The organism is Pseudomonas atacamensis (assembly GCF_017167965.1).
GTDB lineage: Bacteria > Pseudomonadota > Gammaproteobacteria > Pseudomonadales > Pseudomonadaceae > Aquipseudomonas > Aquipseudomonas atacamensis.
Genome location: NZ_CP070503.1, coordinates 3,815,028 through 3,835,711, shown reverse-complemented (window position 1 = coordinate 3,835,711; position 20,684 = coordinate 3,815,028). Strand labels below are relative to the sequence as shown.

Below are 20,684 nucleotides of genomic sequence, written 5' to 3'. Positions count from 1 at the left end.
AAAGTGAGAGAATATTTACCCATCCTGTCGATCTTGCGCGTTAGGGATTGACACGTGAAGCCTAACTACTGAGTTGGGCTTTTTTTATGATGGCCTATTGCTTTTTTTTCTCGTTTTTGCAAATCTAGAAGCAAGTCGAAGGGGGAACCCTGAAGCCTAGGGTAACCAGCCTTTCTGGTATTTATCCCCTAGTAGCTTAACTGGATAGAGCGGCTCTCTAACTAAGGGTCAGGTGCAGGTTCAAATCCTGCCTGGGATGAATTTTTAAGGCCCCGCCACTGTGCGGGGCTTTTTTACGCCCGCTCGTCGAGCTTCATTGCCTAGCAAAATGTTAAGACGTCACTAATATCTCCATTGCCCCGTTTGGGGTTCTTGGGAGGGACGCACATGAAGGAGTTGGCAGCGATTGCATTAGCATCTGTTTCCATCGCAGGATGTCACGGAGTTACGACCCCTTCTTTTCCGACCCTTGCTAATTACAGAGCGGTGGCCACAAGCGAGCCGCAATATCTCGCTGCTTGGGCAGATCTGGATGAGGCGAGTGAGTACTGTAGGAAGATTCACAATAATTACGAAGCACGCTCAAAAAACGCCGAAGAAGCCAAATTAAGTATAGGTAGCGCGGGTGGAGTTTTGGGCGTGACCGGCGCGATGCTTGCGGCCGCCGGAACAGGCGGAGTCGCCGGAGGCATTGCGTCGGGTCTTGCGGGGGTCGCGAGTACTGTCCTCGGTACCGCGGAAAAGGGTCCCTTAGGTACTGCAGAGTTCACCGCTCAAAAGGTCAGCATTGCGAAGATGGTTCAAGCGGCGTCTGATGATGCAATGAAGTTACCTGTTTCAGATCACGCAAAAATTTTTGCGATCGGGCACGGCTTGAGAAATTCATGCTTCGCGGCTGAGGCTTCAGACAAGGCAACGTAATTTTTATGACGGTTAGATTCAATGATCGAATTTGCTAGAAAAGCCCGGCCATCACGCCGGGCTTTTTTGTTTAGCGTTTATCTGGACCCCAAACCCATACAGAAGCGTCCCAGCCCTGGGTGCGCAAGTTGTCGGCTACAGGCTTAGACAGCCACCAGCGGCACGAGTAATCATCGATATTAATGTCGCTTTCTTGAGCCGGTATGTCTTTGTTGCGGTCTTGCAACCACTGGGGAAGATCTGAGAATTTGAATCCTTCTGCAACTGCCAGCAGGGTTCTGTTGCCTTTCTCATCAAAGGCGGGGTAGCAATTAACTTTCATGAAGTATCTCTATCTGAGGGAGCTGGCATGGTGCCATCTCTCTTTAACCGATATAGGGATAAGCAGGGATGAAAGCAACCTGAATTTACAATTCGCATACATCACGTTTCTTCATTTTCAATATTCACTACGTTCCGACATTGATCGGGGCTTTTTCGTTTTCGGCTCCCCACACCCATTGCCCCGAGCTGGGAGTGCAGCGGACGCCGGATTTATTCACTCCCCGAGGGGGAGGACAGTCGGATGCCCAAGATGCCTGAGAAAAATCCTGACTTCTGGGCGCAGGTCTGGCTCGTCCTCAGTACCCCGCTTTGGCAGGGTGCAATCATGGCGTCCACGGTCTCGCTATTGCGCGTTCTTTACGAAGGCAAAGAGGCCAACAAGTGGCGCGTGATTCTTGAGGCGATGATCTGCGGATCGTTGAGCCTTTCTGCCAGTAGCGTCATTGAGTGGATGGCCTGGCCATCAAGTCTTTCGGTTGCGGCCGGCGGCACTATCGGTTTCATCGGTGTCACCGCGATTCGGGAGCTGATCATCAAGTTCCTCGGACGCAAGGCGGACTCAGCATGAAAGCGATAGCTACAGCGGTCATCATCGCCCTGGTTGGCATCTTGCTGGTTGGCATTCAGCAGTACCGCGTCATCGCCCTGCGTGGTGAGGTGCAGGTCGAGACCAAGAGCAAGAATGAGGCTCTCGCCGCCAACCTCGAAAGCCAGGCCACGATCACCACGCTACGCGCCGAAGCACAGCGCAACGCCGATTACCAGAAAGACTTGAACAAGCGGTTACAGGCCAGTCAGGCCAAAGCCAGAAAGGCGGAGAAGAACTTTGAAGAACTCAAGCGCAACAGCAAGCCTGTTCGTGATTGGGCTGCTCAGCCTCTGCCTGACGGCCTGCGCGGGAAAGCCACCGGTGGTAACAAAGACGGCGGCGGTAAGAGTAGAGCCCCCTGAACTGGTGCCCTGCGAGCGGGTAGCGGATGAAGACCTCGCCGACAACGGTCAGCTGTGGGAGCTGAAGAACCAAGCCATCAACCTGCTCGACACCTGCGCAGACCAGGTGGACGCGCAGATCAAGCGCAGTCAGAGCAAGTAGGTCGCGACACGTTTCGCGAGAGTGCAAATTGTGTCGCGACACCGGAGGCGAGCATGCGACTGAGCAAGCGAGGGCGATTCGTTGATCCATACAGAGGCAACGGCTTCTTCATATCTTGGGTAACATGGCGCGGGTGGTTCCTCACTGCGATACGGCCAAAGAACTGGCATCTGTATTACGTTCGGCCATCCCCTTGGGTGCAACGCTTGTATGTGGGGCCGTTCGAGTTTGAGCTCACAACTTTCCGGAGCAAAGCATGACCAACGTCACCAGACTGCGTCATGCGTTGCCATTGAGCGCAGACATCAACAGGGCTGTGACTGAACTGGATGCTGCCATCGCCAAAGCAATCGATGCGGCCAAAGCTGCCGGCTTGCCTCAAGGTCTGGTGGTGGCAATCCTCCACGGGCATGCCCACGCGCAGACGCATGAAATGGTGAAGGCATGACCGCGCAAATCCATGACATCGCCGACCAGCGCCCGCACCTGATGGTAGTGGCCAGTGACGGCGCCCATGTCATCCCGCGCGCACTGATCCAGTCAGTGATCGACGGCAAGCAACCATCCGCCATCCTCACCGAGGCGGTAGTGCAGCGCATCATTGAAGAATGGCTGCAGAAGGTGAGCGCATGACCGCCAAGCTGATCGACTTCAAGCGCGAGGGATGGCGCGATGCCGCAAAGACGCTGCGCAAGATCGCAGATGATCTCGATGCCGGTGTGCATCCGGAATGCACTGTAGGCGCCTTGACCCTGATCGGCCCGAAAGGGCAGGTGACGGTGTTCGGGCTCGGCCCCAAGTGCGACGACCTGCAATGTCTGGGCGCTATGCGCTTGGGCGAGCAGAAGCTGATTGATGTGCTGCTGGATGGCGGGGAAGGGTAGGTGTGCCGCTTGTGAGTGCGGCACAGGCAAACGCCTATTCTTATACTTCGCGGCGGATATAGATGTTCTTGTTCTGAGGTGTCTTGCGCTTAGTGAACACCACGTCGCCAACAAACCCCTCGCGAACGTTTTTGCTAAAGCTCCGACCTATAGATTTACGTGTTGCGGGAGATACCCGCAGCCATTCGGCAGGTTCGGCAAGGTCACGGGTGGTGAACTCGATATTGACGGTCTGCTTCTTCGCCCGCGCAACGATTGCTGCGAGCAAGATTTCGCCCTTCGCGACATCTTCAGCATCGGCGGAAAGGGAGCTTGCACCAAGGGAAAGGAGGGAGAGAGCGATCTCCTCAAATTTCTTACCAGCAATCTGGGCCTTATTGCTGATCGTGGAAAAAAGCTCTTCTGGGATGTCGAGGATTACTTGGGTCATATCGATTCTCTGCCGGGGATGAGGTTTAAGAACTGAAAGAAATATATAAGAACGGTGTTCTTATGTCAAAAGAATTTTTGGTGAGACATGATCAGGCCAAGCCCTCCCGAGTCATTACTTGAGCTCTCAGATCTTTCCAACTGCGGTATCCGCCTTATGCCCGCGCCCGAAGTGTGGGAGTGGCTCCAAACCGAAATCCTCGCTGACACCGGCAGCATCCACAACGAAGACCACGCCCATCTGATCTATGCGGACATTCGTGTGATGTGGGCATCTGCTGCTTTCACGAAGAAAGGTCGCACGGTAGTAGGTCAGGCCGAGCAGGTAGCGTTCCGCGCCGGTGGCTGGCAGAAGGCCCGGATGGAACAGCAGATGCTGGATTGGTTCGGCGACGTGCCGGCCTACATCATCACCCTGGCTGCCGATTACTGCGCTCAGTGCTCCGACGCTGACTTCTGCGCACTGGTTGAGCATGAGCTCTACCACATTGCCCAAGCGACCGATCAGTGCGGCGCCCCCAAGTTCACCCAGGAAGGATTGCCCAAGCTTGAAATGCGCGGACACGACGTTGAAGAGTTTGTCGGTGTGGTGCGCCGCTATGGGGCGAGCCCTCAAGTGCAAGAACTGGTGGACGCTGCAAACAATCCTGCTGAGGTGGGGAAATTGAACATATCGAGGGCCTGCGGAACCTGTCTGCTCAAGTCGGCCTGACTTTGACAGTACTTTGACGGATGCCCACTTATGGCCGCACTCAGAGACGAGGTGAAAGCCTTTGTCGTACAGGCTCTCGCCTGCTTTGACACGCCATCGCAAGTGGTGGCGTCCGTCAAAGAAAGATTCGGGCTCGAAGTTACCCGCCAGCAGTGCGAGGCATACGACCCAACCAAGTACGTTGGACGCAACCTGCACGTGAAGTGGCAGACGCTGTTCAACGACACCCGCAAGAGGTTTCGCGAAGAGACGGCAGAGATCCCGATCGCCAACCGAGCGTATCGACTTCGCACCTTGGGGCGCATGGCCGAAAAGGCCGAGAACATGAAGAACATGGCGCTGACTGCCCAGTTGCTGGAGCAGGCAGCCAAAGAAGTGGGCGACGTTTACGTGAATCGCCGCCTTGAACCCGAAAAAACTCTGGGCTCCCAAGCGGACCAGCAGCACGCAATTGCTGAGTACACCCTGGAGCCTGATGAGAATGTCCCCGCTACCCCGTACCTATGACCCGCCGGTAAAGCTGACGCCGAAGCAGGCGAACATTTACTGCTGGGGCTTCCAGCCTCAGGCGCGCTTTCGCGATGCGGTGTGTGGTCGCCGGTTCGGCAAGACGTTCTTGGGCAAAGCTGAGATGCGCAGAGCTGCTCGGCTGGCAGCTGAGTGGGGCGTGAGCGTCGAGGACGAGATCTGGTACGGCGCGCCGACCTTCAAGCAGGCCAAGCGCGTGTTCTGGCGTCGGCTGAAGCAGGCAATCCCTGAAGCGTGGCGTGCACACCGTCCGAACGAAACGGAATGCTCGATCACGCTCAAGTCTGGCCACGTCATGCGCGTGGTAGGGCTCGACAACTACGACAACTTGCGCGGCTCCGGTCTGTTCTTCGTCCTGGTGGATGAATGGGCAGACTGTCCATGGGAGGCTTGGGAAGAGGTTTTGCGGCCGATGCTTTCGACGTGCCAATACTCGATACCGGGCATCGGCATGCGGAAGGGCGGTCACGCGCTGCGCATCGGTACGCCCAAGGGATTCAATCACTGCTACGACACGTTTCAAGACGGCCGGCCGGGGCATGAGCCTGATCACAAGAGCTGGCTCTACACCTCGCTCGATGGCGGTAACGTGCCGGCTGAGGAGCTGGATGCGGCCCGTCGCAAGATGGACCCTCGAACCTTTCGGCAGGAATACGAGGCCAGCTTTGAGAACTACGCGGGTGTCGTTTATTACACGTTCAATCGTGAAGCAAATCGAACCAGCGAAACGATCAAGCGCGGCGAGGCCTTGCACATCGGCATGGACTTCAACGTCATGAAGATGGCGGCAGTCGTGCACGTCATTCGCGATGACCTGCCACTTGCGCTCAGCGAGTTTTCAGATGTGCGGGACACGCCCGAGATGATCGAGAAGATCAAGCTCCGCTTTCCTGACCACAGCATTGCGATCTACCCGGACGCTAGCGGCCAGAACACGAGCAGTAAGAGCGCGAGCGAATCTGACCTATCACTGCTAAAAAAAGCGGGATTTACCGTAGTGGTGGATTCGACCAACCCCGCTGTGAAGGATCGGGTCAACGCGATGTGCGCGATGTTCGCCAATACCTACGGCGAGCATCGATATCTGGTCAACGTCGACCAGTGTCCGAAATACACGCAGTGCCTGGAGCGCCAGATTTACACGGACAAGGGCGAGCCCGACAAGAAGGCCGGTTATGACCACCTGGTGGATGCCCCTGGCTACTTCATTGCCAAGCGGTACCCGATCAAAACACGCACAGGCGGAACACGCCGAATTGGAGGCTTGGCCTGATGCCAGTGCAATCGACAAACCCCGACTACGACGCGCACATCGCCGAGTGGGAAATGATGGACGACGCGCTCGAGGGTGAGTGCGCCGTGAAGCGCAACGAGCGCAACCTGCCCAAGCCGAGCGGCATGGTCGAAGCTGAGAAGCTCGACGGTGCGGGCAACAAGTACCTCTACGAGAACTACACGAACCGGGCTCAGTACGAGCATTGGGTGCGAGACTCACTGCGATCGATGATGGGGCTGGTTTCCCGGCTGATGCCGGAGATTGAGCTGCCCGCCGGCCTGAAGGGGCTTGAGGACAATGCCACCTCTGACGGCTTCGGCCTGAAGCAGTTGTTCTTCCGCATGGTGCGCCAAGCCATTTCACACGGCCGCGTGCCGCTGGTGGTGAACATCGATGACCGCGGCGAACCGTACTTCTCGACATACGCCACGCGCAACGCGATCAACTGGGACACTGCTGATCAGGGTGGTCGGCAAGATCTCGTGCTCTCGGTTTTCCGGGAATTCCGCAAGAAGGGCGGCGATCGCTACAGCCATGACTGTGACACGGTGTTCCGTGAGTTCTTCATGCAAGGCGAGACCTGTTACACCGCTGTGCGGAACGAAGGTGGCCAGATCGTCGAGGAGGAGAAACCCTTGGGCACCACTGGCACCGACAACCGACTGGTCAAAGGCCTGTCCTACCTACCGGTGATCTATTGCGGCTCGACCGACAACTCGCCGGAAGTGGACGAGGTGCCGCTGCTCACAATGGCGCGCGCGGCGCTGAAGTCCTACCAGCTGAGCGCTGACTACTTCACCGCACTACATCAGACCAGTCACCCGCAACCATGGGTGTCGGGCCTTGACGATTCTGTAGAGCTGAGCGTGACGGGGCCATCTGCGGCATGGGATCTCGGTCCAGCCGGCCAATGTGGCTACCTGGAGTTTCAGGGCGCCGGCATTGAGGCCGTCCGCAAGGCCATGGATGACCAGAAGAACGCCGCGCTTGAAGCCGGCGCCAAGGTCATGGATGTCGGCGGTACCGAGTCGGGTGAGGCGCGTAAAACACGTCAGAACGATCAGCACGCCACGTTGCACAGCATTGTCGTCACGGTGGCAGAGGCAGTGGAGCAGGGTCTGCGGTACGCGGCTGAGTGGAAGGGCTACGACCCCAAACAGGTCAAGTTCAAGGTGAGCCCTGAGTTTGTGACCCCTGCGGTCGATGCTCAGGTGCTTGCTGAGCTTCTCAAAGGCGTGATGGCTGGCACGATCAGCGCCGATACTTACTGGCAGTACCTCACCACCGCCAAACTGCCGGATCGCCCATATGAAGACGAAGCCGATCTGATCAGCGATGAGCGCGAGTCGGCCGGCATCAACCTGGATAAAGACGATGCCATCGACAAACCTAGCGCAGGCGGACAGCCAACTGCTGGAGCAGACGACGCGCCACTCGGTAATGCTGGAGCGGCTTAAAGCCGGCGAGGTCAAGAAGTTCGAGAAGTACCTTCGCCAGATCGACACGCTTGTGCGGGTGCAGTTGACCCGCAAGGAGCTGACGACCTACAGCAGGGACCGCCTTGAGCAGTTCCTGGCTCGTGTGGACGGTAAGCTGCTGGAGATCTACAAGGTCTACGGCGACCTAGTGCAGGCCGATCTGGTTGATATCGCTCTGTACGAGTCGACCTTTGAGGCCAACAGCCTGAGCAATGCGCTGTCCATCGATGCGGTGGTGCCGAGCAACACAGTGATCCGCGCGGCGGTGTTTTCCTATCCTCTACAGGTGAAAGGCATCGACGGCGGCAAGTTGCTGAAGAGTTTCGTCAGTGGCTGGGCGCGCACGGAGACGATGCGCGTGACGAACACCATCAGGCTTGGTTTCGGCCAGGGTCAAACGAACGCCCAGATCATTCAGGCGATTCGCGGCACTGCGGCACAGAACTTCACGGACGGCGTTCTCGCGGTGAGCAATCGCAATGCTGCTGCCGTGGTGCAGACGGCAATCCAGCACGTGGCCACGACGTCGCGAATGGAGACACTGAAAGCCAACAGCGACGTGGTGCTGGGTTATCGCTGGGTATCGACGCTCGACCGCAAGACGTCGCAGCAGTGCAAGGGACTGGATGGCATGCGTTTCGACTTGGGCAAAGGGCCGCTGCCGCCGGCGCATATCAACTGCCGGTCAACCACCGTACCGACAACCCGTCTTTCCGAGATGTTCGCCAAGGACTCCACGCGTGCTTCGGTGGGCGACAATGGCGGGGCGCAGGTCGATGCCAGCCTGAACTATTACGAGTGGCTGGCAACGCAGCCGGCGAGTTTCCAAGATCATGCGCTCGGCCCGGTGCGGGCCAAGTTGTTCCGTGATGGAGGATTGACTCCGGAGAAGTTCGCCAAGCTTCAGCTCGACAAGTCGTTCAAGCCGCTGACGCTGGCGCAACTGAAAGCAGCTGAGCCGGACATGTTCATCCGTGCAGGCGTTACACTCGGCGCTTCACCGGGTTGAGAAAGCCGATGCATATCATTGTTGAAGACGGAAAGGGCAGACCGGACGCAAATAGCTTCGTGCCGCTGGAGAAGCTGACCTTTTACCGCGACTACTACGGGTTCCGGATACCTGAAGCAGAGGTCGAGCAGGTCGAACTGCTGCTGCGCGCCGCGGCTGACATCAACGGTCGACAGTGGAAGGGTCGAAAGGCCAATCCTAATCAGGCAATGGCCTGGCCACGGCGTGACTGCAAGATTGAATACCAGACACTGTCCGAGACGTTCGTGCCCTTTGAGCTTGAATGGGGTCAGGTGCGGTTGGCAGTTGAGTTGTACGCCGCTGAGCGTGGCTTCCGGATCGAAGAGCCGACGCATTGCACAGAGCCAAACGGGCGACGAACTCGTCTCAATCGCGAGACACCGGGTATTCGCATGCGACCGCCGCCATATGCTCCAAGCAGGACGCAGTTCGCTGATTACCTTAAAATGCGCGGCTTGCACTTGGTGGCTAAGGAATAGCTGATGTTCAAATTGCTACGTTGGACGTTTTGGTTCGTGGCTTTATCGGTCGTAATTGGTTTGGCCTTTTTGCTGGGACTCTCATTTGGCCTGGGAAATAATCACCACGAGTTCATTGCCGAGACCGTTCCAGTCCTCTCCATGCTTGGCGGATGGGTATCGGGACTTGGAGCTCTAGCGGCGGTCTTCACAACATTGTGGTTGGCAGACAAGCAGCGTAGGGAAGATGTTGAAAGCCTCCGAATATCTGTTCGTTCGGCCATAGCAGACACGGGAGAAGGTGGGTGGTTTATCGCGATTGGTATTACGTCGGATGGCAAGCGCCCGGTGAGGGTCACAAGTCTGTCCGTGCAGTCGCCGCACGCGAAAAGCTATCTTCATGTAAGCCAATTTTGGTGGGGCAGTGATTCTCTGCCGGCCCCGATGACTTACGGTGACAGTATTTCCCTACACCTCCCGCCCGGCTTTGATCGACAGATAAATGAGTACGTCAGTAGGCATTGCCGGGGTAATACGGCTGGCTTGAAATTTGTTGTCAGCACCACGCTCCACGATTTCCCAGGATCGATACACCGAAACCTGCTCACGTTGAGCGACTGAATAAAGTCTCAGATTCACACAAACCTCGGCCATGCCGGGGTTTTTTTATGCCTGCAAAGCGGGCCGACCAAACCCAAGGGGTGCACCAAGTGGCAGACGATAACCACATTGATCTTGAAGACCCGGCAGTTCAGACCGCCATTGCTGCAGCTGTTGAGGCTGCAACGTTGGGCCTCAAGAACAAAAACACCGAGCTGCTTGGCTCGCTCCGGACCACCAAAACTGAGCTGGACGGTTTCAAGTCCCAGTTCGAAGGTTTGGATATCGCAGCCGTGAAAGGACTGCTGACCAAGGTCGGTCAGGACGAGGAAACCAAGCTGATTGCCGAGGGCAAGCTGGACGAAGTTATTACACGCCGTACCGAGCGCCTGCGCACTGACTACGACACCAAGCTGGCCGCCGAGAAAGCGCGTGCCGACAAGGCCGAGCAATTCGCGGCCAAGTACAGCGACAAGGTGCTGGCCGACTCCATCCGCGCGGCTGCCATCAAGGCCGGCGCGCTCCCCGAGGCCGCCGAGGACATCATCCTGCGCGCCCGGGGCACTTTCAAACTCAGTGAAGACGGTGAGGCGATTGCCACCGACCGTGACGGCGAGGTCGTTTACGGAAAGGACGGGAAAACCCCGCTGTCGCCGCTCGAATGGGCGGAGTCGCTGCGTGAAACAGCAACACACCTGTGGCCAAGGGCTCAGGGTGCCGGTCCGACCGGCGATCAAGGTGGCAAGGCCACGAAAAAATGGGGCGAGTACACGGAAACCGAGCGCGCTGCGATCGCCCGTGACAACCCCGAGCTGTTCAAGAAAATCCAGGCCACCAAAGGAACCTAATTTATGGCGACTACCCAACTGACCGACATCTTCGTCGGTGACTACTATGCCTCGCTGGAGCCGGTAAACAGCCCGGAAAAAACCGCTGTCTACGAGTCGGGCATCGTTACCCGCTCGCCTGTCCTGGACGCTATCGCTTCCGGCAGCCAAGGCACCGCCGAGATCAGCTACTGGCAGGATCTCAATGCTGATGAAGCCCCGAACATCAGCAACGATGACCCGAACGACCAGGGCGAAGTCGGCAAAGTCACTCAGGACAGCATGCGTGCTCGCGTCCTATACCTCAACAAAGGTTATGGCGTAGCCGACCTGACCGCCGAACTCGCGAACAGCGAGCCTCAGCAGCAGATCCGTAACCGCTTCGGCACCTACTGGACTCGCCAGTGGCAGCGTTACGCTCTCGGTGCAGCGCGCGGCATCATCGCCTCGAACATTGCCAACAACGGCGGTGACATGGTCATCGACGCTGGCGCCGCTATCAGCGCGAACGCGTTTCAGGATGCCGCTTTCACTGCCGGCGATGCGGCCGACCAGTTCGGCGCGATCGGCGTGCACTCGGTGGTGATGAACCAGATGGTAAAGCAGGACCTCATCGAGTATCTGCGCGATTCCGACGGCAAGATCATCCTGGCCACCTATCTGGGTAAGCCAGTGTTCATGGACGACGGCTTGGTGTACGGCGCCGGCAAATATCTGTCGGTGTTCTTCGGCCAAGGCGCGTTCGGCTACGGCGAAGGCACGCCGAAGGTGCCGGTAGAGATCGAGCGCAAACCGGGCGGCGGTAATGGCGGCGGTGCTGAGGTGCTGTGGGAGCGGAAGACGTACATCCTCCAGCCTGCGGGCTTCAGCTGGAAAGGCTCCGAGGCTCAGAACCTCAGCCCGACCGCGACCCAGTATGCCGCTGCTGCGAACTGGGAGCGCGTGTTCAGCCGCAAGCAGGTCCCATTCGCCGCCGTCATCAGCGGTACCACCACGCCGTAATCCGGCCTTCATTTACCCTGGCGCCCGCAAGGGCGCCGGGCTGCATTGGGGTGACTCATGAAAGTTATCTACACGGACAAGCCAGGAAAAGAGCGCGGCGTTTGCTACCGCCTGTTGAGCGAATTCTTCGGTGTCATTGGCACTGCCACTGAGGTGGTCATCGAAGGTGATGCGCCTGAAATTTACGATGCATACGAAGCGGCGGGCATCGAAGTTTCGGACGGCAAGGAGCCTGAAAATGCTGAAACCGACCCTCTGAAAATGAAGGTCCCCGAGCTGAAAGACTGGCTGACGGCGAAGGGCATCACCTTCGACCCGACTGCCAAGAAAGAAGACCTGCAGGCCCTGGTGCCAGCGGAATAAGGACAAGCACATGACCGACTTCATCACCGTTGCCGATGTTGACGCTTCGCTGGGTCCTGGCTGGGCCGGCGCCGGTGATCCGGTCCTTGCTGTGACCATGGCCAACGCCTGGCTCACGGCCAAGATCAAGCGGGTTGTTCCGGATCCGGTTCCTACCGAGATCAAGACAGCCGGCGCTCAGATCGCCAAAGAGGCGGCGGCGGGCAAGCTGTACACGGCCACGCAGAAGGAAGTGCAGAGCAAAACGGTTTCGGCTCAGTCCGGCACGTCCGTGAGCAAGACCTACGTGGCCGGATCTACTGATCAGTCGGCGGGTGAGAACTTCGCCCTGGCGCTGCTGGAGCCTTGGATCAAGCGTTCCGGTGTGATGATGCTGAAGAGGATCTGATCATGGGTATGCGCGAAGAGATTCAGGCTGAAATGGCTGAGGCGTTCGATGACCCCGACGGCTTGGCCGACGCGGTAAAGCCAGTGGAGGGCATACGCAAGGTTGCGGGCGAGTATGACCCTGACCTGGGTGGCGAGACGTCGGAGACCACCATCACTTACATGGGGCGCGGCGTTTTGGGTAGCTACCTGTCCAAGGAAATCGATGGGTCTCTCATCCAGACCACCGACAAGAAGCTACTGGTGCTGCAAAACGAGCTGTTCGTTTCGGAGGCGGGCTCGCCAACAGCTGCACCCGCCGAGCCCGCCATCGGCGATATCGTCAACGGGTTGCGGGTGATGAACGTGTCTGCGGACCCTGCTGATGCAACGTGGACGGCGCAACTGAGGAAATGACATGGCCGCTCAATCCGGCAGCTTCGCCCTGAGCCTGGCCGAGTTCGCCGCTCAGACCGGCGAAGCCATCGACGCCAGTGTGCGCGAGATAATCATCGAGGTCGGTAGCAGCCTGATCCGCATGTCTCCCGTGGGCAACGCGGAGATCTGGGCGCAGAACGCAGTTGCCTCCGAGTACAACAAGGCTGTCGACGAACACAACACTGCGCTGCGCAGCGACCCAGCGAACCTGACCAAGGGTGGCAGGCTCAAGAAAGGCCGCAAGCTCAACGACGGCATGGACGTCAAGGCGCCAGAAGGCTACGTCGGCGGCCGGTTCCGTGCGAACTGGCACATCTCGCTCGGCGTAGTGGAAAACGTCACCTTTGACGAGGTAGACCCGAGCGGCGCCGAAACCACGGCCGCGCTGGTCGCGGCAATGAGCGACTTCACTGCTGGCCAAATGGCCTACATCATCAACAACTTGCCCTATGCGATTCCGCTGGAGTTCGGCCATTCGACCCAGGCCCCCGGCGGCATGGTTCGGGTAACCGTGGCTCGCTTCCAGCAAATCGTGTTGGAGGCCATCAGGAACAACCAGGTATGAGTCACGCCATCATCGCCTCGATCTACGAGGCAAAGCTGATCGCCTGGAACAATGCCAGGCTGGAAAAGCTAAAAATCGTTTTTGAGAACATGGCTTACACCCCGGTGACAGGCGAGACCTATCTGCGGGCGTTCACCATCCCGGGCGACACGGCCAGCAACACGCTCGGCGGAGACCACCGGCTGTATACCGGCGTGTTCCAGGTCAGCATTATTTGCCCGGCAGGCACAGGTAAAGTAAAAGCCAACCCCATTGCCGCCGAGATCATCGCGTTATTTCCACTTTATGTGCGTGACGAAAAAAATGGTTTCGTAGTTACGCCCATGACACCTGTAGACGTCGGCCCAGGCATCACAGGCGATTCAACGTACACCGTCCCGCTGTCGTTCTCATATCGGTCTGACACAACGCCATAACCCGCCCGTTGGGCAAATCCTGAACCCGCCTCTGCGCGGGTTTTGTCATTTCTGCAAAGAGGAAAACCCATGTCTGTTTACTTCCCCAACGGGGCGACGCTTTCGATTTCCAGCGGATTCGCCGCCGCCAAGCTGATTTCGGTAATCAGCAACGCCAACCCAGGTGTTGCCACCAGCGCCGCAAACGGCTTTGCCAATGGCGACATCCTTCTGATTACCTCCGGCTGGGAGGACATCAACGAGCGCGCCGTGCGTGTAGCCAACGCGGCGGCGGGCGCATTCACACTGGAAGGCATCGACACGTCCAACGTGGCTTTCTTTCCTGATGGAATCAGCGGCGGTACCGCCAAGAAAGTGACCGGCTGGGTAGCCGTCAACCAGGTGATCGGCAACTCCATGTCCGGCGGCGAGCAGCAATACTGGACTTACGCGCCGCTCGAAGCGCGCCGTGACAAGCAGATCCCGACCACCAAAAATGCGCAGGCGTTCGCTTTCCAGCTGGCTGACGATGACAGGCTGGCCTGGTATGAAGAATTGGATAAAGCCGATCGAGAGAAGGAAGTGCGCATCTTGCGTATGTCGCTGCCCAACGGCAAAACGATCTATTACGCCGGTTATGCATCCTTCAACAAAACTCCGACGCTGGTGCGCAACGAAGGTGCGGCCGTTTCCTTTGGCTTCACCATCAACGCCGAAATCACCGCGTATCGCGCGCCGGTTGCTGCTGGCGGCGGGGCCTGATCATGGCGAAGTTCAAAATTGCGCAAGCGCCAACTTTCACCGGTGCGGTGATGGTCCCGGTAGTTGGCCAAGACCCAGTGAAGGTGGAATTCACCTTCAAATATCGAGACCGCATCGAACTTGCCGCGCTGTTCGATGGATGGAATCAGCGACAAAAGCAAAGCCTCGACCAGTTCGGCGACAAGCCTACGATGTCGCAGATCGTTGCGGTCGACACCGAAAATCAAGTGCAGCAGATCAAGGATCTGGTCGTTGGCTGGGAGTTCGACGACAAGTTCGACGATGAGGGCATCAAGGCGCTGGTGACCTCATGCCACGGCGCGACCGAGGCCGTGGTGGATGCTTATCAGGCTGCCTACGCCAAGGCCCGCACGGGAAACTGATTCGCGCCGCCCGAGCCATGTATGAGCCCCCTCCGAATGCGGAGCAACTTGCCGCATTCGGGTTGGACGCAGAGGACATCGAAGAGGAATTCGAAGTTTGGCCGTGCCTTTGGCCAGCCTTCCTTCTGTTCAACAGGATGTCCACTCAGTGGCGTGCAGGCACCGGTGGCGCTATCGGTCTCGACTACAGCAGCATCCGCGACGTGGCCGGCTTCCTCGGTATCAAGAAAAAGAAACTCGCTGAAATCTTCCCTGACCTTCAGGTGCTGGAAGGCGAAGCCCTGCGCGTCATGGCAGAGGAAAGGGAAAACAGTCCGTAAACGCGGGCATCTATTCAAGGTGAGTCGATGAACATTGCAGAACTCGGCGTCAAGATCGACTCGGCCGATGCTATTCAGGCCAAAACCAGCCTGGATGAAATGGCGAAGGCCGGCGGCCGCGCCGAGCAGTCCGCCGTTTCGTTGATGAACGAAATGCAGGCGCTGGAGAAATCGCTCTCTACCAACGCCAAGACCACGCAGGACCTCGCAAAACAGCGGGAAGCATTGGCGAAGCTGACCAAGACCGGCGCCTATGGCGAGGCTGAGGCCGCCAAGATTTCTGCGCAGCTCGACAAGCAGCAGGTGGCGCTGGCCAAGTCGACGATGGATGAGCAGAAGGCCCTGAATAGCCTGCTTGGCGCCATTGACCCGGCCCGCGCTGCACTGGCGAAGCTGGATACTCAGGTCGAGCAACTGGGCAAACACTTGGATGCCGGCCGGATCAGCCAGGACGAGTACAACGCCGCGCTGGGCAAGATCGATAAGGATTACGACAAGCTCAATAAAACCACCACCGGCTTCGAAAAGTTGCGCCTCGGCTCGCGCCAGGCGCAGGAAAATGTGGTGCAGCTGGGGAATGCGCTGTCGTCCGGCGACTGGGGAAGCGGTGTTCGTGCTGTTGCTCAGTTGGGCGCCGGTGCAGGTGAAGGCGCGGCGGGCCTGCTGGCGATTCTCGGCCCGCTGGCGCTCGCGACCGCCGCGGTGGGTGGGCTGGCATACGCTTTCTACAAGGGGAGCGAAGAGCAAGACAGCTACAACAAATCGCTGATCCTGACTGGCAATTACGCCGGTGTGAATGCTGGGCAGCTCGGCGATATGGCGCGTCAGGTGAGCGCGACTGTCGGCACTACTGGGCAAGCCGCTGAAGTTCTCGCGCTGCTGGCCGGCAATGGAAAGATTGCTGGCGAAAGCTTTACGGGTATCACTCAAGCCGCGGTGTCGATGCAGGAAGCGACCGGCAAAGCCGTGAGTGAGACTGTCGCGGAGTTCGCCAAGCTCGCAGACGACCCGGTCAAGGCATCTGCCGCGCTGAATGAGCAGTACCACTATCTCACTGCGTCGGTTTACTCGCAGATCACCGCACTGGAGAAGCAGGGCGACCATGCCGGCGCCGTCAAGCTGGCCACCGAATCGTTCGCCGATGCGATCAACGAGCGCACTCCGCGGATCCTCGAGAATCTGAGCTTTTGGGAGAGGGGCTACAACGCCGTCGCCCGGGCGGCCGACAATCTGAAAAATATCGGGCGTCCCGATATCGGCGCTGATATCGAGCAAGCCCGCCGTGACTTGGCGGGCGCTCAGGCGGGTGACGTTGGCCTTTTCCAGAACAAGCAGGAGATGATCGACCTCTATCAAAACCGGCTCAACATGCTGGAGGACCAGCAGGCCGCAGAAGCCGATATCGCCAAGTGGCAGGGTGAACAGGCGAAGGCCCAAGGCGATGCCGTCTCGTCGATGGCGAAGGTCGACGCTCTCACCAAGTCGGCGTGGACGAATGAGCAAAAACGCACCGAAGCGATCAAAGAGTACAAGCGGCAGCTCGAAGATATCCGCAAGGTCGCACCCAATGACCCGCGTCTGAATCAGACCGCGATCGACAAGAACCTGGCGAACATCAACGACCAATTCAAGGATTCGAAAGCGGCCGGCTCGCAGGTAGATCTGACCAGTTTCAACGATGCAAAGAACAACCTGGCAGCCATCAGCACTGAGTACAAAAACGCTCAGAAGGAACTGGACGCTGCGCAGAAGGCTGGACTTGTCTCTCAGGCCGACTACGCCCTGAAGCGTGAAGCGCTGATCGGCAACGAGCGCGACGAAGTGACTGCAGCCTACGAGGCTGAGATTGCTGCGCTGGAAGCCGCGAAGGCGAAAAAGACCACATCTGCGGCGCAAAGCATCCAGCTGGATCAGAAGATTGCCGATGCTCGCGCCGGCATGGTCAAGGCTCAAATTGAAGCTGACAGCCAGCTCGAAGTGCTCGCTACCAGCGAAACCGGAAGGCTGGCGAAGCAGGAGCGAGCGATTTCCTCCTACGTTCGGGCCTTGAGCCAGCAGCAGAGAGCACTGGAACTGGCAGGGCAGCGGGCGGTAGTTGGCGTTGGCCAGGGTGATCGGCAGAACGCCCTAAACGGCGAACTGAACAGCCAGCAAGACCGGTTTGCTCAGCAATCGCTGGAACTGGAAAACCAACGGTCTGACCCGTCCCGCAACATGTCGGAAGAGGAATTCGCTCGGAAGTCGCAGGCGCTCGCAGATGCGAACAAGGCCGCAACCGATCAGATCCGGCAGAACTACGCCGATGTTGAGAAGGCTCAAGGGGACTGGACCAAGGGCGCAACGTCGGCCTGGGCCAACTACCTAGACTCGGCGAGCAACATCGCCGGCCAGACGAAAACTCTGTTCGGTAACGCCTTCAGCTCGATGGAAGACGCAGTCGTCAACTTCGCCATGACCGGGAAGCTGTCGTTTGCTGACTTCACCAAGTCGATTCTGGCGGACATGGCGCGGATCGCGACCCGTCAGGCCAGTTCGGCGCTGCTGAGCAGTCTCGTTGGTGCGGCTACCAGCTACTTCACTGGCAGTGGGGGCGGCAACGGACTGGCTGCTGGTTCTGCCGGTGCGACGTCGTCGAACCTCGGCGCTTCTTCGGCGGGGTACTCAGGCAGCTACTTTCCTCAGGCGCTCGGCGGTGCCTGGTCGTCGGGTGTGCAGATGTTTGCCAACGGCGGCGCCTTCACCAACAACATCGTCAGCACGCCGACAGCTTTCGGGATGTCCGGCGGCAGGGCGGGTGTAATGGGCGAGGCAGGGCCTGAGGCGATCATGCCTTTGATCAGAACTTCCAGCGGCAAGCTCGGCGTTCTTGCTGCTGGTGGCGGTACCGGGACAACGATCAGCATCAGCGCGCCGGTCACGGTGGTAACTGAGGACCGTGGGTCTGAAGGCATGCAGATCGACCAGCAAGCGCTCTCGAAAAATCTTCAATCGCAAATGCAGGCGGTAGCGGAAAAGGCCGTCGCTGATTCTTGGCGCGCTGGCGGCACCAGCTTTCGTAATGCCAATGGGAGGGCCTGATGGCCATCGAGAAATTCACCTGGCCAACCGAGCGCGGTGAGACACCCGAAATCACCTATCGGGTGCGCACCTCTAAATTCGGTGGCGGATACACGCAGAGCGTTGGCGACGGCCCGAACAACAAGGAGGACTCGTATCCGATCACCTGCTCCGGTCGAAAGGCCAAGGTGCTGGAGATCATGGGGTTCCTAGACCGGCACGGCGGCGCAAAGGCGTTTCTGTGGACAACGCCGCTCGGCGAGCTCGGGCTGTTCACCTGCAAAAATCCCGCTCCCACACCCATGGGCGGCGGCGTCTTCAAACTCACCGCCACGTTCGAGCGTGCATTCCATCCATAAGGGGCAACCATGCCGCTGATCAGTGACATCCAGGTGCTTGAACCTGGAAGCGAAGTGCTGCTCTTTGAATTGGACGGCACGGACTATGGCGCGGACGTTCTGCGCTTCCACGGGCACGCGATACCGCACACGCCGGCAGAGTTGATTGCCGCCGGCGCTGATGCCGACCAACTGCCGGCGAAGGCGATTTACTGGCAGGGCAACGAGTACAGCGCCTGGCCGATGCAGATCGACGGCATCGAGGCGAACGGCGACGGTACTGCTGTTCGGCCGACATTGTCCGTCGGCAACGTCAACGGGCGCATCACCGCGCTCTGTCTGGCATTCGAGGATCTGCTCGAGTTCAAGCTGACGATGCGGCATACGCTCGGCAGCTACCTCGATGCCGCCAACTTCCCAGCCGGCAATCCGACGGCAGATCCAACCCAAGAGACGATCGAGGTCTGGTACATCGACCAGAAGACGAACGAGGACGGGGAGACGGTCAGCTGGGAGCTTGCCAGTCCGGGTGATGTCGGTAATGAGTCGATCGGACGCCAAGCCACAACCCTTTGCCATTGGTGTCTCACCGGCGGCTATCGCGGCCCGAACTGCGGCTACACCGGCCCGTACGTCACGAAGGACGGCGTCGTAACTGACAACCCTGAACTAGACCAATGCGACGCCACGCTGGGTAAGGGCTGCATCCCGCGCTTCGGCGAGGGCAACCCGCTGCCGTTCGGTGGCTTCCCGGCCGTTTCCCTGATCGCACGGAGCTGACATGCGAAAGCACATCTTGAACGCGATCCAGGCGCACGCGGCTGCCGAGTACCCGAAAGAGTGCTGCGGGCTCCTGCTGGCGATTGGGCGCAAGCAGCAATACTTCCCCTGCATCAACGTCTCGATCGAGCCGAACGAAGAGTTCCGGATCGACCCTGAGCAGTACGCAGAAGGCGAGGAAATCGGTGAGGTGATCGGCGTGGTGCATTCGCATCCGGACGCAACCAGCAGGCCGTCACCGCGTGACCTCGCCATGTGCGAAGCGACCGCGATGCCTTGGCATATCCTGAGCTGGCCGGAAGGAGACCTGCGCACCATTGTTCCGACCGGCGAAGTGCCGCTGCTGAAACGGCCATTTGTGCATGGGGCGTGGGACTGCTGGCAGGTGTGCGCCGATTGGTATAAGCGCGAGTGGGGGCTGGAATTCGAAGCGTTCAAGCGCGCGGATGGCTGGTGGGAGAGCAAGGACAACACCAGCCTGTACGAAGCGAACTACGAGGTCGCCGGCTTCTACCGAGTCGACCAGCCGCAGCGCGGCGACATGATCGTGATGGAAGTGGGGCGCACCGTTTACCCGAACCACGCTGGCATATTCCTCGGCGCTGATCCAGCTCTGCCTGGTGAAGATGCCGCCACGTTTGGCCCCGGCCCGTTCCTGCTGCACCACCTGTACGGCAGGCCGTCAGAGGTCATTGTCTTTGGCGGGCCTTGGCTCGACCGGACACGCTTGATTCTTAGGCACAGGGACGCACAAATAACCACTTGATGCGGCATGGCCGCCGGAGATTTATATGCAACAAAGCTACGCGATGACTATACAAAACCTGTTCACGATCGACGAAGGAGTCTTGTCTGGAGGAGTCGCGGAAATTGCGATCCTTGATGGCTCACTCGAAGTAGACCGAGTTAAGCTTTCAGGGAAGGTTGGCCCCGGTGAAAGCGTTTATCGCCGCGAGTACATAGGCAAGCCGGGCCTGAGGGCCGAGCTTCTGACAGAAGTTGGTCAGATCACATTTACGGCGATCTGACCTCGAAAGTTAGCCGCGCGGCTCTTCCTCTCTGATGAATTCATCTGTGCCTGGAAGGTGGAAGACGTAGCTGACCTTGTAGCCCTCTCCCATGGTCCGCGCTCTTGCCTCTGCATCAGCTTTTGTAGGGAATGCTCCTACCATGATGTTTGGCTCGTCACGCACTACACCCCATGTGTAGATCCAATCTTTTTTGCTCTGGGCATATTCTTCGTTGCTCACTTCGACCTCCAGGTCATAAACGCGCCGAATTTGGCGCTATCCCAGTCCTTGGGCTTGCAGGCGAAGGACTGGAGAATCCGTGCTTGAGGGCAAGAGGCTACTATC

General features: G+C 58.6%; 32 protein-coding genes and 1 tRNA gene. 30 read left to right on the top strand and 3 right to left on the bottom strand.

Going from position 1 to position 20,684, the window contains the following annotated elements; translation table 11 throughout:
- The first annotated feature begins 183 nt into the window (after window positions 1–183).
- Together JWU58_RS17415 and JWU58_RS17410 are read left to right on the top strand one after the other, a co-directional pair.
- Window positions 184–259, top strand: a tRNA-Val gene (locus JWU58_RS17415).
- A 128-nt stretch (window positions 260–387) separates the two neighbouring features.
- Window positions 388–921, top strand: a complete 534-nt coding sequence (locus tag JWU58_RS17410; RefSeq protein ID WP_206420643.1) for a hypothetical protein — start codon at window positions 388–390, stop codon at window positions 919–921.
- Between the two features lie 70 nt (window positions 922–991).
- On the opposite strand, the gene JWU58_RS17405 is transcribed toward JWU58_RS17410, so the two are convergent.
- Window positions 992–1,243, bottom strand: coding sequence for a hypothetical protein (locus tag JWU58_RS17405; RefSeq protein ID WP_206420642.1), 252 nt, complete (start codon window positions 1,241–1,243; stop codon window positions 992–994).
- A 243-nt stretch (window positions 1,244–1,486) separates the two neighbouring features.
- Here JWU58_RS17405 and JWU58_RS17400 point away from each other — a divergent pair, with 243 nt between their 5' ends.
- The 6 genes from JWU58_RS17400 (at window position 1,487) to JWU58_RS17375 (ending at window position 3,222) form a co-directional block, all read left to right on the top strand.
- Window positions 1,487–1,813, top strand: coding sequence for a phage holin, lambda family (locus JWU58_RS17400; RefSeq protein ID WP_206420641.1), 327 nt, complete (start codon window positions 1,487–1,489; stop codon window positions 1,811–1,813).
- Entirely contained in the window at window positions 1,810–2,196 is a 387-nt protein-coding gene (locus JWU58_RS17395; RefSeq protein WP_206420640.1) for a hypothetical protein, read from the top strand. Before JWU58_RS17400 ends, JWU58_RS17395 begins: the two co-directional genes overlap by 4 nt.
- Window positions 2,156–2,338, top strand: a complete 183-nt coding sequence (locus tag JWU58_RS17390; protein WP_047297581.1) for a hypothetical protein — start codon at window positions 2,156–2,158, stop codon at window positions 2,336–2,338. The genes JWU58_RS17395 and JWU58_RS17390 overlap by 41 nt, the downstream gene beginning before the upstream one ends.
- A gap of 256 nt (window positions 2,339–2,594) precedes the next feature.
- Complete coding sequence (locus JWU58_RS17385; protein WP_206420639.1) at window positions 2,595–2,786, top strand: hypothetical protein; 192 nt, start codon at window positions 2,595–2,597, stop codon at window positions 2,784–2,786.
- Window positions 2,783–2,971 (top strand): hypothetical protein, encoded by a 189-nt coding sequence (locus JWU58_RS17380; protein WP_206420638.1) that lies wholly within the window; start codon window positions 2,783–2,785, stop codon window positions 2,969–2,971. The genes JWU58_RS17385 and JWU58_RS17380 overlap by 4 nt, the downstream gene beginning before the upstream one ends.
- A complete protein-coding gene (locus JWU58_RS17375) occupies window positions 2,968–3,222 on the top strand; it encodes a hypothetical protein (RefSeq protein ID WP_150650888.1) in 255 nt (84 codons plus the stop codon). The genes JWU58_RS17380 and JWU58_RS17375 overlap by 4 nt, the downstream gene beginning before the upstream one ends.
- 40 nt (window positions 3,223–3,262) lie before the next feature.
- Here JWU58_RS17375 and JWU58_RS17370 read toward each other — a convergent pair whose 3' ends face one another.
- Window positions 3,263–3,652: a DUF1413 domain-containing protein gene (locus JWU58_RS17370; RefSeq protein WP_150741472.1), complete on the bottom strand. Its 390-nt coding sequence runs from the start codon at window positions 3,650–3,652 to the stop codon at window positions 3,263–3,265.
- Window positions 3,653–3,739: 87 nt separating this feature from the next.
- Between JWU58_RS17370 and JWU58_RS17365 the strand changes: the two genes are divergently transcribed.
- The 22 genes from JWU58_RS17365 to JWU58_RS17260 all read left to right on the top strand — a co-directional run bounded on the left by JWU58_RS17365 (window position 3,740) and on the right by JWU58_RS17260 (window position 20,357).
- Complete coding sequence (locus JWU58_RS17365; RefSeq protein WP_206420637.1) at window positions 3,740–4,363, top strand: putative metallopeptidase; 624 nt, start codon at window positions 3,740–3,742, stop codon at window positions 4,361–4,363.
- 30 nt (window positions 4,364–4,393) lie between these two features.
- A complete protein-coding gene (locus tag JWU58_RS17360; RefSeq protein ID WP_206420636.1) occupies window positions 4,394–4,870 on the top strand; it encodes a DUF2280 domain-containing protein in 477 nt (158 codons plus the stop codon).
- Window positions 4,845–6,164, top strand: a complete 1,320-nt coding sequence (locus JWU58_RS17355; protein ID WP_038861476.1) for a phage terminase large subunit family protein — start codon at window positions 4,845–4,847, stop codon at window positions 6,162–6,164. Before JWU58_RS17360 ends, JWU58_RS17355 begins: the two co-directional genes overlap by 26 nt.
- Window positions 6,164–7,624, top strand: coding sequence for a DUF4055 domain-containing protein (locus tag JWU58_RS17350; protein ID WP_206420635.1), 1,461 nt, complete (start codon window positions 6,164–6,166; stop codon window positions 7,622–7,624). The genes JWU58_RS17355 and JWU58_RS17350 overlap by 1 nt, the downstream gene beginning before the upstream one ends.
- Window positions 7,542–8,654 (top strand): minor capsid protein, encoded by a 1,113-nt coding sequence (locus JWU58_RS17345; protein WP_206420634.1) that lies wholly within the window; start codon window positions 7,542–7,544, stop codon window positions 8,652–8,654. The genes JWU58_RS17350 and JWU58_RS17345 overlap by 83 nt, the downstream gene beginning before the upstream one ends.
- Window positions 8,655–8,662: 8 nt before the next feature.
- Window positions 8,663–9,154 (top strand): DnaT-like ssDNA-binding protein, encoded by a 492-nt coding sequence (locus tag JWU58_RS17340; RefSeq protein ID WP_186565546.1) that lies wholly within the window; start codon window positions 8,663–8,665, stop codon window positions 9,152–9,154.
- A gap of 3 nt (window positions 9,155–9,157) precedes the next feature.
- The gene (locus JWU58_RS17335) at window positions 9,158–9,754 is read left to right on the top strand and encodes a hypothetical protein (RefSeq protein ID WP_206420633.1); all 597 of its coding nucleotides are present in this window, start codon (window positions 9,158–9,160) and stop codon (window positions 9,752–9,754) included.
- Window positions 9,755–9,843: 89 nt separating this feature from the next.
- Entirely contained in the window at window positions 9,844–10,581 is a 738-nt protein-coding gene (locus tag JWU58_RS17330; RefSeq protein WP_186565542.1) for a hypothetical protein, read from the top strand.
- A gap of 3 nt (window positions 10,582–10,584) precedes the next feature.
- Window positions 10,585–11,562, top strand: a complete 978-nt coding sequence (locus JWU58_RS17325; RefSeq protein ID WP_056785404.1) for a major capsid protein — start codon at window positions 10,585–10,587, stop codon at window positions 11,560–11,562.
- A 57-nt stretch (window positions 11,563–11,619) separates the two neighbouring features.
- Window positions 11,620–11,925: a HeH/LEM domain-containing protein gene (locus JWU58_RS17320; RefSeq protein WP_186565540.1), complete on the top strand. Its 306-nt coding sequence runs from the start codon at window positions 11,620–11,622 to the stop codon at window positions 11,923–11,925.
- A 10-nt stretch (window positions 11,926–11,935) separates the two neighbouring features.
- Window positions 11,936–12,313: a hypothetical protein gene (locus JWU58_RS17315; protein WP_206420632.1), complete on the top strand. Its 378-nt coding sequence runs from the start codon at window positions 11,936–11,938 to the stop codon at window positions 12,311–12,313.
- A 2-nt stretch (window positions 12,314–12,315) separates the two neighbouring features.
- Entirely contained in the window at window positions 12,316–12,708 is a 393-nt protein-coding gene (locus JWU58_RS17310) for a hypothetical protein (protein ID WP_206420631.1), read from the top strand.
- Window position 12,709: 1 nt separating this feature from the next.
- On the top strand, window positions 12,710–13,294 hold the full coding sequence (locus JWU58_RS17305; protein ID WP_206420630.1) for a hypothetical protein: 585 nt from the start codon (window positions 12,710–12,712) through the stop codon (window positions 13,292–13,294).
- Window positions 13,291–13,710 (top strand): phage tail terminator-like protein, encoded by a 420-nt coding sequence (locus JWU58_RS17300; protein ID WP_206420629.1) that lies wholly within the window; start codon window positions 13,291–13,293, stop codon window positions 13,708–13,710. The genes JWU58_RS17305 and JWU58_RS17300 overlap by 4 nt, the downstream gene beginning before the upstream one ends.
- A gap of 69 nt (window positions 13,711–13,779) precedes the next feature.
- Window positions 13,780–14,451, top strand: a complete 672-nt coding sequence (locus tag JWU58_RS17295; protein ID WP_206420628.1) for a phage tail protein — start codon at window positions 13,780–13,782, stop codon at window positions 14,449–14,451.
- A gap of 2 nt (window positions 14,452–14,453) precedes the next feature.
- A complete protein-coding gene (locus JWU58_RS17290) occupies window positions 14,454–14,834 on the top strand; it encodes a phage tail assembly chaperone (RefSeq protein ID WP_206420627.1) in 381 nt (126 codons plus the stop codon).
- A gap of 17 nt (window positions 14,835–14,851) precedes the next feature.
- Window positions 14,852–15,154 (top strand): DUF1799 domain-containing protein, encoded by a 303-nt coding sequence (locus JWU58_RS17285; protein ID WP_150741486.1) that lies wholly within the window; start codon window positions 14,852–14,854, stop codon window positions 15,152–15,154.
- A gap of 27 nt (window positions 15,155–15,181) precedes the next feature.
- Window positions 15,182–18,232 (top strand): phage tail tape measure protein, encoded by a 3,051-nt coding sequence (locus tag JWU58_RS17280; protein ID WP_206420626.1) that lies wholly within the window; start codon window positions 15,182–15,184, stop codon window positions 18,230–18,232.
- Window positions 18,232–18,570: a phage tail protein gene (locus JWU58_RS17275; RefSeq protein ID WP_186565522.1), complete on the top strand. Its 339-nt coding sequence runs from the start codon at window positions 18,232–18,234 to the stop codon at window positions 18,568–18,570. Before JWU58_RS17280 ends, JWU58_RS17275 begins: the two co-directional genes overlap by 1 nt.
- Before the next feature lie 9 nt (window positions 18,571–18,579).
- Window positions 18,580–19,329, top strand: coding sequence for a phage minor tail protein L (locus JWU58_RS17270; protein WP_206420625.1), 750 nt, complete (start codon window positions 18,580–18,582; stop codon window positions 19,327–19,329).
- A gap of 1 nt (window position 19,330) precedes the next feature.
- On the top strand, window positions 19,331–20,095 hold the full coding sequence (locus tag JWU58_RS17265; RefSeq protein ID WP_206420624.1) for a C40 family peptidase: 765 nt from the start codon (window positions 19,331–19,333) through the stop codon (window positions 20,093–20,095).
- Between the two features lie 25 nt (window positions 20,096–20,120).
- Complete coding sequence (locus tag JWU58_RS17260; RefSeq protein ID WP_206420623.1) at window positions 20,121–20,357, top strand: hypothetical protein; 237 nt, start codon at window positions 20,121–20,123, stop codon at window positions 20,355–20,357.
- A gap of 9 nt (window positions 20,358–20,366) precedes the next feature.
- On the opposite strand, the gene JWU58_RS17255 is transcribed toward JWU58_RS17260, so the two are convergent.
- Entirely contained in the window at window positions 20,367–20,579 is a 213-nt protein-coding gene (locus JWU58_RS17255) for a hypothetical protein (RefSeq protein WP_206420622.1), read from the bottom strand.
- Window positions 20,580–20,684 lie beyond the last annotated feature (105 nt).